Source organism: Ruminococcus sp. HUN007, from assembly GCF_000712055.1.
Taxonomy (GTDB): Bacteria; Bacillota; Clostridia; order Oscillospirales; family Ruminococcaceae; genus HUN007.
This window is the reverse complement of the sequence record NZ_JOOA01000001.1, coordinates 871,029-884,383: the sequence shown is the minus strand read 5'-3', so window position 1 is coordinate 884,383 and position 13,355 is coordinate 871,029. Positions and strand designations below refer to the sequence as shown.

The window sequence follows — 13,355 nt, the reverse complement described above, 5'->3', positions numbered from 1 at the left end:
GGACAAACCCTACCGTTCTGATATATAATATAGACATAGCAAAGAGGAACACACTTAAAGCTAAGGAACAGCGTTCTTTAAGATAGTAAGTACCGGTTAGCAGGAAAGCTTTTATCCGGACTGACCGGTGTTCCACATAAATAAAAACAGAATAATATTTAATTCAGGAGGAAATCATCATGGCAAACAATAAATTACACTTTGAAACATTACAGCTTCACGTAGGTCAGGAACAGGCAGATCCGGTTACAGATGCAAGAGCAGTACCTATTTATGCTTCAACTTCATACGTATTCCACGACTCACAGCATGCGGCTGACCGCTTCGGACTTAAGGATGCCGGCAACATCTACGGCAGACTTACAAATCCTACACAGGATGTTTTTGAACAGAGAATAGCAGCTCTCGAAGGCGGTGCCGCCGCTCTTGCAACAGCTTCAGGTGCGGCAGCTATTACATATACGATCGAAGCTCTTGCAAAGGCAGGCGAAAACATCGTAGCATCAAACACTATCTACGGCGGTACATATAATCTTCTCGAACATACACTTCCTCTTTACGGAATAAACACAAAATTCGTTGATCCTTCAGATGAAAGCTCATTTGAAAAGGCTATCGATGCAAACACAAAGGCTCTTTACATCGAAACACTCGGTAACCCTAATTCAAATGCAATCGATATTGAAAAAATTGCAGCTATCGCTCACAAGCACGGTATTCCGCTTGTAGTTGACAATACATTCGCAACACCTTATCTCGTTCGTCCTATCGAATACGGCGCAGATATCGTAGTTCACTCAGCAACAAAGTTCATCGGCGGTCACGGTACAGCTATCGGCGGCGTTATTGTTGACAGCGGTAACTTCGACTGGAAGAAGTCAGGAAGATATCCGTGGATCTCAGAGCCAAACCCAAGCTATCACGGCATAAGCTTTGCTGATGCTGTAGGCCCTGTTGCATTTGCGGTTTACATTCGTGCTATTCTTCTCCGCGATACAGGTGCTACACTTTCACCGTTCCACGCATTCATCTTCTTACAGGGACTTGAAACACTCTCACTACGTGTTGAACGTCATACTGAGAATACAAACAAGATAGTTGATTACCTTGCAAAGAATCCTCAGGTAGAAGCTGTTCACCATCCGTCACTCTCTTCAGAACCAAGCCATGAGATCTATAAGAAGTACTTCCCGAACGGCGGCGGCAGTATCTTCACATTTGACATCAAGGGAACAGAAGATGACGCAAAGAAGTTTATCGATAACCTCGACATCTTCTCACTCCTCGCAAATGTTGCAGACGTTAAGTCTCTGGTTATCCATCCTGCATCAACAACTCACTCACAGCTTACAGAAGCTGAACTTGCTGAACAGGGTATCAAGCCAACTACTATTCGTCTGTCGATCGGTACAGAACACATCGATGACCTTATCGCAGCTCTCGACAAGGCATTTGCAGCTATCCGCTGATCCTGAGGAAAAACATTTCTTCAGACAGAGTGACAGCTGCACTCTGCCGGACGCATTACCTGTGACCTGACATCAGTCCGGTTCAGAAACATTACGTGATTTTCAGTATTATAAACTTCATTTCATAGTAAGGACACAAACGGAAGTGCAGATCAGTGCTTCCGTTTTGTTCTGAGTTTTGCTATAGATCCAGCCTATAACTCAGTATAAGCATATTGTATTTTACAATTCCTATAGGTGTGGTATAATAAATTATGATAACAGTTCATTATATTATCAGTAAAATCTTTAAGAGCGGAGGACTTAACATGAAACAGGTAATATGCTTCGGCGATTCAAATACATTCGGTTACATTCCGGGAACAGGAAAAAGATATCCGTGGGGAAAAAGATGGACGAGTATTCTCAGCGAAAAGCTGGCCGGGACAGATTCCAGAGTAGTTGAGGAAGGTCTTGTGGGAAGGACCACGATCTTTGAAGATCCGCTTCGCGACGGAAGATGCGGTGTAAAGCTTCTTCCTGTGATCCTTGAGACACATGCCCCCTCAGACGAAGACCTGGTGGTGATAATGCTTGGCACAAATGACTGCAAGGCTATTTACGGAGCGTCTCCGGAGGTAATAGCCAAGGGAGTCGGAAGACTTGTAAGGCAGGTTAAAGCGTATTCGGACAAGGTGAAGATACTTATCATTTCACCTATCCACCTTGGCGAAAACGTCTGGAAGGAAGGCTTCGACCCTGAATTTGACGGAAACTCAGTTGAGATATCAAAGAAACTTGCGGCCGAATACAGAAAGATAAGCCGTGCGGAAAATACGTATTTTCTCGATGCATCTGAATTTGCAGTTCCGAGTAAAACAGACGAAGAACATATGGATGAAGATAATCACAGCAGGTTAGCTTCAGCTGTTTATGAAAAGATCAGAGCTATCCGGTGCGCCTGAATGCGAACAAATATCGTGAATATGTGCGGAAACAGGACGCGCGAACCTTTTCGTTACATGCTGTGATCCGGAAAATAGTTTCGGTAAGGATTAGCATAAGCTAATCCAAAAATATACTTGACAAAGCCTATCGAAAAGGTATATAATAAATTCAGTGATAACAAACCATGTAAACATAAATTTATAACAGTGAAAGCACAGCAATTCACTGCAGTTCAGGAGGAATATCATAGTCATGTCAAAACTCATATATCTTGACAATGCAGCGACTACAAGGGTAAAAAAAGAAGTACTTGACGTAATGCTTCCTTACTTTACCGAAACTTACTGCAACCCTTCAGCTATCTACAGCTTTGCGTCAGAAGGCAAAAAGGCTGTTATGGAAGCAAGAAACCAGGCGGCTGCACTTATCGGTGCAAAGCCTGAGGAAATATATTTTACAGGCGGCGGAAGCGAGTCTGACAACTGGGCTTTAAAGGCGACTGCTGAAGAATACGGCTCAAAAGGAAAACACATCATAACAACAAAAATAGAACACCATGCCATCCTTCACACCTGTGAATATCTTGAAAAGCACGGTTTTGAAGTAACCTATCTCGATGTTGACAGCGACGGTGTCGTTCACCCGGAAGATGTTGAAAAGGCCATCAGACCGGATACGATCCTCATCTCAGTCATGACGGCCAACAATGAGATCGGTACAATAGAACCTATTGCGGAAATAGGAAGAATTGCACACGAAAAGGGCATTCTTTTCCATACTGATGCGGTACAGGCTTACGGCCATATTCCGATAAATGTTGATGAAATGAACATCGACATGCTTTCAGCCAGCGGCCACAAGTTCGGCGGCCCGAAAGGTATCGGCATCATGTACATACGCAAGGGCGTAAAGATCCGCTCGTTCATCCACGGCGGTTCACAGGAACGCGGAAGAAGAGCGGGTACTTCCAATACTCCGGGCATTGTCGGACTCGGAAAAGCAGCCGAGATCGCAGGAAAGACAATGGAGGAAAGAATACGTAAGGAAACTGAGCTCCGTGACTACCTTATAAACAGGATTGAAAACGAGATCCCGTACTCAAAGTTCAACGGACACAGGACTGACAGACTTCCGAACAACGTTAATTTCTGCTTCCGTTTCATCGAGGGTGAGTCACTTCTAATTCTCCTCGACCAGAAGGGAATCTGCGGTTCCAGCGGATCAGCATGCACATCAGGTTCCCTCGATCCTTCGCACGTTCTCCTTGCAATAGGACTCCCGCATGAAATAGCGCACGGTTCACTCAGACTTACTCTCTCCGAAGAAACTACAAAGGAAGATCTTGACTACGTAGTTGATGAACTTAAAAAGATAGTTGACAGACTCCGCAGCATGTCACCGTTATACGAAGATTTTCTTAAAAACAATAAAGCCTGACTGTGATGACAGTCTGCTGCGGCTGTGAAATGAATTGATTAAGGAAACGCTGATTTAAGAATAAATCAGCGTGGGGTCCGGGGCGAAGCCCCGCAAATCCCGCCTTCGTAAATCCGGCGAAGCCGGATTTACGATTTGATCAGCGTTTTCTTAAAGGAACAATAATAATACTGAAAGGTAAGATCTTATGTACAGTGAAAAAGTAATCGATCATTTTTCAAACCCGAGAAATGTCGGAGAAATAGAAAATGCAAGCGGTGTCGGCACAGTTGGTAATGCCAAGTGCGGCGACATCATGAGAATTTATTTTGACATAGATGAAAACCAGGTGATCCGTGATGTAAAGTTCAAGACTTTCGGATGCGGTGCTGCTGTAGCAACAAGCAGCATGGCTACTGAACTTGTTAAGGGAAAGACGATTTACGAGGCGCTTGAGGTAACAAACAAGGCAGTCATGGAAGCTCTTGACGGACTTCCGCCGGTAAAGATACACTGCTCGCTCCTAGCTGAAGAGGCAATACATGCGGCTCTCTGGGACTATGCTGAAAAGAACGGCATCGTAATCGAGGGACTCAAAAAGCCGGCAAATGACATTTCCGAAACACTTGAAGAAGAGGATTACTGATAATATAGCGCGACTGACAGATATTTGATAATCAGCATTTCCATTGAAAAAACTCTCCTCAGAAACCGATCAGCATAACCCGCAAACGTATTACGTGAGTGTGTTATGCTGATTTTTCTGTATTCAGTAATTGTTAAATCCCTTTCTGACATTGATTTTATTTAATTTCTGCCGATATATATAATGAATGCTTACTGTGTTCAGTTCATAAATCACTGTGAAGGACCGGAAAAGGGAACCGGAACTTCATACCCGCAGACTGGTTCTGATAAGCAGTATCAGCCGGCGGGATAAAGAGGTATTCATTATGATATGGTTTTATATATTAAGTCTTGTCATAGCTCTGGGACTGTTTCTGTTCCAGATCATTTTTGACAAGAGAAGAAGTGTTATACAGTATGTGCTGATTATCGGTATAATTATTGCAAACGGCGGATATGTAGCATTTGCGGGTGCGCAGAATCTTTCCGAAGCTCTGCTTGCGGTCAAGATAACTTATGTCGGCGGCTGCTTTGTTCCGCTGCTTTACTGCCTTACGATATGCGAAGTATGTCATATACGGATCCCGAAAGCACTCAAGTGCGCTCTTTACACGGTACAGTCAGCGATATTTGCAATGGTCTGTACCGCCGGAAACGGACCGTATTATTACAGAAAAGCGGAATTCCATATTGAAAACGGCATAAGACATCTTGATAAAGTCTACGGCCCTCTTCATATGATATTTACCGCATCAGTACTAAGCTACGGTGTCATGGCGCTTGCCGCATGTATATACGCCATGAAAACGGAACGTCCGGTTGACCGTAAAAGTATAATGCTTCTGGTGCATATTTTTGCTTTTGCGGCTGTTGTTTATGAGATCAATACCAAAGTGTTCTCCGATATAATAGTTATTCCGATGGTGTATACTGCGATGTGTATCGTATCGATGCACAGTGTGAACAGAGCGAATTTCTACACTGTTGAGGAAAACAAGGATATTGTTGACAAACATCTCGGAAAATTCGGATTTATAACTTTTGACAATAAGCTCCGCTACATGGGATGCAATGAAAAAGCGGAACTGATTTTCCCTGAGTTAAAAAAATTCCGTATCGGACATTTTCCGAAAGATGCAGGCGGTGAACTTAGAAATTCAATAATTGAGGTTCTTTATCACAGCAAACACAGTCAGTCAGATGACAGTACGGAAAACAGGGTGTCCACTTTCGTTATTGACGGAAGGACGTATGACTGCGTCATCCATCCGCTTTTAAACTTCAGAAATCTCTGCCGGGGCTATACGGTTGAACTCAAGGATGAGACCGAGCATTACAATGCACTTGAACTGTCAGATAACTTCAACCGTAAGCTTGCCGAGGAAGTTGATGAGAAGACAGGCAGAATAATGGAAATTCAGCAGAAGACCATTCTCGGTATGGCACAGATGGTCGAATCACGCGATCTCAGTACCGGCAGTCATATAAAGAGGACCAGCGAGGTGGTGAGGATTTTTTCCGAAAAGCTGCTTAAGTCAGACATGGACTTTGATCCTGCTTTTCTTGAGTGTGTCATAAGAAGTGCTCCTATGCATGATCTTGGCAAAATAGGTGTTGACGACGCCGTTCTTCGCAAACAGGGAAAGTTTACCGATGAAGAATACGAAAAAATGAAGAAACACTCTGAGATCGGCGCTGTAATGGTACGAAAGATACTTACAGGAGTTGAGGAGGAGCAGTTCGTTGAAATAGCTGCAAACATAGCTCACTATCATCATGAAAAGGTAAACGGCAGGGGATATCCGTGCGGACTTGCAGGGGACGATATACCTGTCGAGGCCAGAATAATGGCACTTGCTGATGTTTTTGACGCACTCGTTTCAAAGCGCTGCTACAAGGAATCATTTTCGTTCGACAAGGCGTTTGAGATCATAAAAGCTGACTCGGGTTCACATTTTGACGCAAAGCTTGCAGAGATCTTTCTGCAGTGCCGCCCTGAACTTGAAGAATTCTACAGTGTTGAAAAAAGCAGCGAATCTCCGGAATGATACAGGGACCGGTGAAAAAGTTAAGGAAACGCTGATTTATTCATAAATCAGCGTGGGGGTTCGGGGCGAAGCCCCGTAAAATCACACCTCCGGAAATCCGACGAAGCCGGATTTCCGGTTTAATCAGTGTTTCCTTAATGTAAACAGCGTTACATTTAAATGAAATATAACGGACAGAAGGGCAGATCCTGACAGGATCTGCCCTTTCGTTCGCAATTATCGCTATTGCAACTGTGTTAAATATATGTTATAATGGAAATGTTACAATTTAGTAAACGAAAAAATAGTTTTTCATTTACTATTAGCCTATATGCAAACGAGTAAACCCCGTTTGCGGATCAGCATGGCAATAAATAAATTGATTGTGGTGAATGCAGTTATTTCTGTCACTATAATTCAGGAGAGTGTGGTTATATGTTCAATATTGCAGTAGCTCAGTCGGGCGGCCCGACCTGTGCTATCAACGCATCACTTGTCGGCGTTTACAGGGAAGCCCTCAAGGAATCTTCCATCGATGCGGTATTCGGTTCGGTAAATGGTATAGAAGGTATCATTCAGAACCATATGATCAATCTGAAGTCAATGATCCTTTCAAATGATGACATGGAACTTCTCAGACAGACCCCGTCAACAGTTCTCGGATCGTGCAGATACAAGCTTCCGGACTGGGAGGAAGACGAGGAAGTTTACAAGAAGATAAGGGATACTCTGGTCCAGAGAAATATCGGAGCTTTTTTCTATATCGGCGGTAATGATTCAATGGATACGGTAAACAAGCTTTCCGAATATTTTAAGACTATCAACCTTGATATCAAGGTAATCGGTATTCCGAAGACTATAGACAATGATCTGTGCATTACTGACCATACACCTGGTTTCGGTTCAGCAGCCAAGTATGTCGCAACAACAATGAAGGAGATCACACGTGACAGTATCGTTTACAGTATCCCTTCAGTTACAATAGTCGAGATCATGGGACGCCACGCAGGATGGCTTACAGCATCGTCAGCAGTGCTCCACGCACTCGGCGAAACTGCACCTCATCTCGTTTACGTTCCTGAAGTAAAATTCTCGATCGAAGGTTTTGTAAGAGATGTTAGACAGGAACTTTCAAAGCACAAGGCTGTTATAGTTGCCGTTTCCGAAGGTATTGAAGTACCTGAAGGAGTTCAGTCAGGTGAAGTTGACAATTTCGGCCACAAGTATCTTTCAGGTATCGGCAAGTATCTTGAGGAAACAGTCAGAAAGGAGATCGGCTGCAAGGTCCGTTCCATCGAACTTAACGTTATGCAGCGTTGCTCATCTCACTTAGGCTCGGCAACAGACATCGCCGAGGCTGAAATGATCGGCGCTGAAGGTGTAAAATGCGCTCTTGCCGGTGTATCGGGCAAAGTTATGGTGTTTAAGCGTATCTCGGATATGCCTTACACAGTTGCCGTTGAGACAGCTGACGCTTCCAAGATAGCAAATCAGGAAAAGTTTCTTCCTAAGAAATACATCAACTCAGCAGGAAACAATATTGAGGCCAAGGCACTTGACTACTTCCTGCCGCTTATCCAGGGAGAACTTAACCTTGTTATGGAACACGGCGTTCCTAAGCATTTCGCTATACACGAATCTGTACTTAAATAAAGGAGTACTGATATCTCATATCTGACCGGCGGCTACGGCAAGATGACATCAGCAGTATGTGAAAAACAGCAAAACAGGGAAGCACTGAGCAGTTATATCAGTGCAGGGGTGCGGGGCGAAGCCCGGCAAATCCCTCTCCCGCAGTACCTGCGAAGCAGGTGCTGCGGTTTGATCAGTGTTTCCTTAGAATAAACAGGGAGAAAACATGAAAAAAGAAATAACAGAAAAGCTTACAGGTTTAGAACAGACACATCTTTTAAGACATTATGAAGAACTTTCGGCAGATGAACAGAAAAAATTACTCGGACAGATCGATGACCTTGATTTTTCCGTCCTTGACGAAACAGGAGCTGAGGAAGAAAGAGGATGCATCACTCCGATGAGACCGGAAGATGTAAAAACTGTAGCTGACATTGAAAATAACCGCGAAAAATATCTGGCCGCAGGCCTTGACGCCATTAAAAAAGGCAGGGTAGGATGTGTTCTTCTTGCAGGAGGACAGGGAAGCCGCCTTGGTTTTGACAAGCCTAAGGGAATGTTCAATATCGGCGTAAGCAGGGAACTTTATATATTCGAATGTCTGATCAACAATCTTCTTGACGTTGTAAAGGAAGCAGGCGTTTTTGTTCCGCTTTTCATCATGACCAGTGCTGACAATGACCGTGATACAAGAGAATTTCTTGCGGAACATAATTATTTCGGCTATGACGCAGATCATATCAGCTTTTTCATTCAGGAACAGCTTCCTACAGTTGATACTGAAGGAAAACTCATGCTTTCAGACAAGGGCGTAGTGTCTACTGCACCTAACGGAAACGGCGGCTGGTATGCTTCGATGATCAGGTCCGGCATTTCAGAAACACTTGAAAAACGCGGAATAGAATGGCTCAACGTATTTGCTGTTGACAACGTGCTTCAGCGTATGGCTGATCCGTGCTTTATCGGTGCAGTTATTGAATCAGGAAAACAGTCAGGCGCCAAGGTAGTGGCCAAGGCAGCTCCTGAAGAACGCGTTGGAGTTATGTGTCTTGAAGACGGCAGACCTTCCATCGTTGAATATTATGAAATGACAGATGATATGATAAAGAGCCGCGATGAAAACGGTGTTCTTTCATATAACTGGGGCGTTATCCTCAACTATGTATTCCATGTGAACAGACTAAATGACATAATTGACATGCGACTTCCTCTTCACCGTGCTTTCAAGAAGATAAAGCATATCGATGAAAACGGCAGTGTAGTATGTCCTGAGGAACCGAATGCATATAAATTTGAAACACTTGTTCTTGACATGGTAAAACTCCAGCACAGCTGTCTTGCCTATGAAGTTGACAGAAAGAAAGAGTTCGCTCCTGTAAAGAACAAGGAAGGTGTTGACTCTGTTGACACTGCGAGGGAGCTTTTAAAATACAACGGCGTAATAATTTGACAAATAAGAAGAACAGTCCCATAAGGCTGTTCTTCTTTTCATTTTAAAGACACAATTATATCAATTTTTTTTAAAAAAAAAGGATTTACAATTTCCCTGAAATATGATATAAATATATATGGACAAATAAAAAAAGATTTAAAGAATATGAAAATTGAATTTTCAGGAAAGTAATGGTTCAAAATGGGTATTTCAATGGTAATTGCTCTGCTTTGCGGAGTGGCACTGTTCCTTTACGGAATGACACTTATGGGTGACGGACTTAAGGCTGTAGCCGGCAGTAAACTGGAGATGATCCTCTACAAGCTGTCAGGAACTCCGCTGAGGGGTGTGCTTCTGGGCACAGGTATTACAGCAGTCATTCAGTCATCATCAGCTACATCGATTATGACAGTCGGATTTGTTAATTCCGGTATGATGAAGGTAAAACAGGCCATCGGTATCGTAATGGGAGCGATTATAGGAACATCTGTAACAGGATGGATCATCTGTCTTTCTGATGTAGGCGGTTCATCATCAAGTCTGCTTTCACTTCTTTCCACAGATACGCTGACAGGACTGGTAGCGATCGCAGGTATTTATTTAAAGATGTTCTGCAAACAGAAGACAAAACAGTCGGTAGGTAATATTCTCATGGGATTTGCCATTCTTATGACAGGAATGGACGCCATGAGTACATCAGTTTCAGTATTAAAGGAAGAACCGGCATTTATTAAGCTTCTTACTTCATTCAGAAATCCTCTTGTAGGTATTCTGTTCGGTATGCTGGTCACATGCGTTCTTCAGAGTGCATCAGCAACCATCGGTATCCTTCAGGCACTTGCCTCTACAGGAGCCATCTCATTCGAGATAGCCTTCCCGATAATAATGGGAATTGCTATCGGTGCAGCAGTTCCGGTACTTCTTTCAGCTCTCGGAACAAGCGTTGCAGGCAAAAGAACAGCTTTTGTATATCTTCTCATCGACGTGCTGGGCGTTCTGATAATCGGTTCAGTGTTCTATCTGGCAAACAGTTTTATTCATTTCAGCGTAATGGATACAACAATGAACAAGATGTACATCGCGTCAGTAAACACACTTTTCAGATTTGCCACAGTTGTTATTCTGTTCCCGTTTATCAGTGTTCTTGAAAAGATAGTTACACTTATCTTCAAGGACAACCCGGAGGATATGGAAGACAATGCAGAGATCGACCGCCTCGAAGACAAGTTCATTGCACATCCGGCCATCGCAATTGCACAGAGCAAGGATGCAGTAAGCTCTATGGCAAGAAAAGCAAGAAAGAATATGTCCCGTGCGTTCTATCTTCTTTACGACTATTCCGATGACAAGTACAAAAAGATCCAGGAAAAGGAAGACGTCATCGACAAGTACGAAGACAAGCTCGGCACCTACATCGTCAAGATCACAAGCGCTGACCTTACACAGGAACAGAGCCGTGAAGTCATGAAGATGCTTCACACGATCGGTGACTTCGAGCGAATCGGCGACCACGCTGTAAACATCTCAAACTGTGCTAAAGAGATTTATGACAAGAAGCTCAACTTCTCCGAAAAGGCACAGGCTGAACTCAACGTAGTAATTTCCGCAGTATCTGCGATAGTTGTTACAACTATCGAGGCATATGTCAACAATGACCTTGACAAGGCACACAAGGTAGAGCCTCTCGACGAACTTATCGGTGATCTCTGTGACGAACTCAAGATCAGACACGTCAAGCGCCTCCAGTCAGGCGAATGTACGCTCGATCACGGATTTACATTCAATGATCTTCTCACAAACTTCGAACGTATCGGCGCGCACTGTTCGAACATTGCAGTAGCAACTATCGAACTTAGCCACGACGTTTACGATACTCACGAGTATCTCGAAAAGTTCAAGGCTGAGAACCTCAATGACTACAACAAGAATTTTGAGGAATATAGTCTTCAGTACAAACTCGAAGAAGTATAAAAAATCAAACCGCAGGTTTTCCTGCGGTTTTTGTTTTGCATAAGTTTTTGAGGTTACGGTTGTTTAGAAGGAAGTTATAGTGGTCTGCACTTCAGAAATGGTTAAAAAATCAGCTGCACGAATAAAGTGCAGCTGATTTTTTTATTGATAGTACAGTTCACCTTGCAGGGTGAACTGTACATTTTCGAAGCGAAACGGATATACTCAAACTACAGCTTCTACTATAGTTTTACCTTCAAACAAGGTAGTTTTAACTCCTGAATCTTTATTTTTATTAAAGCTGAAAGTGAGCAGATATCCTTTTTTGAGATTAAAGGAATCAAGATAGTCGGAAAGTTGTTTTTCTCCGTTTTCGTTATATTTATTTCCATGCCAGATCTTAAGCTCTATGATATAGCGTTTTCCAAGATAATCTACTACAATATCCATCCGGCGGTTATCTCTGGTTTGTGCTTCAATATAATAGTTGCCGATACCGTTTATAATTGGTCGCAGATAAACAAGAAAACATTTCCGTGCATCTTCTTCAATAAATCTGTCCGTATTTTCGCCGTATATTTCTTTGAAGTGCTCGGTAAATCTTCTGAAAATAAGTTCAATATCAAGTATTCCGTCTTTTATAAATTCAGGTTTGTCAAACGATCCGGCTCTGGCAATAGGAGTAGCTTTTATTTCTTCAGAGGTAAGCATATCATTGTAAAGCCTCGTTTCAAAGATCCTGTTTGCTATGACGATGCTATTATCCGCTACTTTGACAAATCCGAACATAAGAAGCAGCTTTGTAGCTTCGTTATCAGGGTTGTAGGACAATTTCTGACCGTTTACAAGCATATTGTAGAGACTTGATTTCATATCCGGATATGTTTCAAGTTTATTTATAAGCGATTCAAACAAAGGCGTATTCATCGTAAGAATATTATTTACGGCTTTTATAATTCCGTCACTTGTCCATTCGTGTATATCTTCGTCAATAAGCTTGCAGATATTTGATACAAGTACCGGATATCCGGAAGTATAATCATAAATAAGCTTTGAAACAGAAACAACATCCATTCCTGTGTTGTGATCTTTTTCATAGTCGTTCAGCATACCTGTAATGCCGGTGACTGTCAGATTCATATCAACATTGAAGTTAACTGCAATGTTCCACGGACTGTTGTATTTATGTTCATTTTCATCACGAATCTTAAGTTTGAGATTTCTTACATCATAAACTCCGGCGAGAATTACTGACTTAAATGTAGCTTTTTCACTTCTGTTTAAATAAGCAGCACGAAGCTGGGACAGAAAATCGAGAAAAACCTGATTGTTTGATGCGTTATCAACTTCGTCAATCATCAGCACTAAAGGCTTTTCAGATTCTTCACACCATTTACTGATGATTTTGAACAGGGAAGCCATTCTTGCAGGTTTACCGCCGGCAATATCTTCGAATTCTTTTAATCGTTCTTCGGAAATACATGTATTTTCATCGAGTGAATCAATAAGTTCTTCAGCGAAAGCTGCACAGAAATTTGCCGAATTAGCAAAGTCCTCGGTATCCATTGTCTGAAAATCAAGAGATATAACAGTGTGATCATCAGATAAAAAACGTTTTAATGCATGAAGAGTAGTGGTTTTTTCCATACTGACGACCGCGGTTTATGATAAAGTAGTTTCCGTCGTCTATCATTTTTCTGATCGTTTCAAGTCTTTCGGTTATATCTACCATGTAATGAACTTCAGGAAAACAAGTACCTGTAATATTAAAATTCTTGGCCAAAAAAATATCACCGCCATTCCGAAAAAAAGTTTTTACTATAATAATATTTTACTATATAATGCTTTTTAAATCAAGCGGTTATGAAATAACTT

10 protein-coding genes are annotated in these 13,355 nt (G+C 42.4%); 8 read left to right on the top strand and 2 right to left on the bottom strand.

Translation table 11 applies throughout. The features are described from left to right. Positions 1 to 179: 179 nt before the first annotated feature. The 8 genes from CC97_RS03735 to CC97_RS03700 all read left to right on the top strand — a co-directional run bounded on the left by CC97_RS03735 (position 180) and on the right by CC97_RS03700 (position 11,501). Positions 180 to 1,469, top strand: a complete 1,290-nt coding sequence (locus tag CC97_RS03735; protein ID WP_044973770.1) for an O-acetylhomoserine aminocarboxypropyltransferase/cysteine synthase family protein — start codon at positions 180 to 182, stop codon at positions 1,467 to 1,469. 308 nt (positions 1,470 to 1,777) lie between these two features. Then, the gene (locus CC97_RS03730; RefSeq protein WP_044973769.1) at positions 1,778 to 2,413 is read left to right on the top strand and encodes a GDSL-type esterase/lipase family protein; all 636 of its coding nucleotides are present in this window, start codon (positions 1,778 to 1,780) and stop codon (positions 2,411 to 2,413) included. Between the two features lie 235 nt (positions 2,414 to 2,648). Continuing rightward, on the top strand, positions 2,649 to 3,833 hold the full coding sequence (gene nifS, locus CC97_RS03725; RefSeq protein ID WP_044973768.1) for a cysteine desulfurase NifS: 1,185 nt from the start codon (positions 2,649 to 2,651) through the stop codon (positions 3,831 to 3,833). A gap of 187 nt (positions 3,834 to 4,020) precedes the next feature. Further along, positions 4,021 to 4,458 carry a Fe-S cluster assembly scaffold protein NifU gene (nifU, locus tag CC97_RS03720; RefSeq protein ID WP_044973767.1) on the top strand — a complete coding sequence of 146 codons (438 nt, stop codon included), beginning with the start codon at positions 4,021 to 4,023 and terminating at the stop codon, positions 4,456 to 4,458. 307 nt (positions 4,459 to 4,765) lie between these two features. Continuing rightward, positions 4,766 to 6,487 (top strand): HD domain-containing phosphohydrolase, encoded by a 1,722-nt coding sequence (locus CC97_RS18585; protein ID WP_049962673.1) that lies wholly within the window; start codon positions 4,766 to 4,768, stop codon positions 6,485 to 6,487. A gap of 414 nt (positions 6,488 to 6,901) precedes the next feature. Then, complete coding sequence (locus CC97_RS03710) at positions 6,902 to 8,119, top strand: 6-phosphofructokinase (protein WP_044973766.1); 1,218 nt, start codon at positions 6,902 to 6,904, stop codon at positions 8,117 to 8,119. A gap of 205 nt (positions 8,120 to 8,324) precedes the next feature. Further along, positions 8,325 to 9,548 (top strand): UDPGP type 1 family protein, encoded by a 1,224-nt coding sequence (locus tag CC97_RS03705; RefSeq protein ID WP_044973765.1) that lies wholly within the window; start codon positions 8,325 to 8,327, stop codon positions 9,546 to 9,548. Positions 9,549 to 9,731: 183 nt separating this feature from the next. Further along, positions 9,732 to 11,501: a Na/Pi cotransporter family protein gene (locus CC97_RS03700; protein WP_044973764.1), complete on the top strand. Its 1,770-nt coding sequence runs from the start codon at positions 9,732 to 9,734 to the stop codon at positions 11,499 to 11,501. Between the two features lie 204 nt (positions 11,502 to 11,705). On the opposite strand, the gene CC97_RS03695 is transcribed toward CC97_RS03700, so the two are convergent. Further along, positions 11,706 to 13,127: an AAA-like domain-containing protein gene (locus CC97_RS03695; RefSeq protein ID WP_347493456.1), complete on the bottom strand. Its 1,422-nt coding sequence runs from the start codon at positions 13,125 to 13,127 to the stop codon at positions 11,706 to 11,708. After that, entirely contained in the window at positions 13,081 to 13,263 is a 183-nt protein-coding gene (locus CC97_RS21505) for a hypothetical protein (RefSeq protein ID WP_347493455.1), read from the bottom strand. Before CC97_RS21505 ends, CC97_RS03695 begins: the two co-directional genes overlap by 47 nt. Between the last annotated feature and the right edge of the window lie 92 nt (positions 13,264 to 13,355).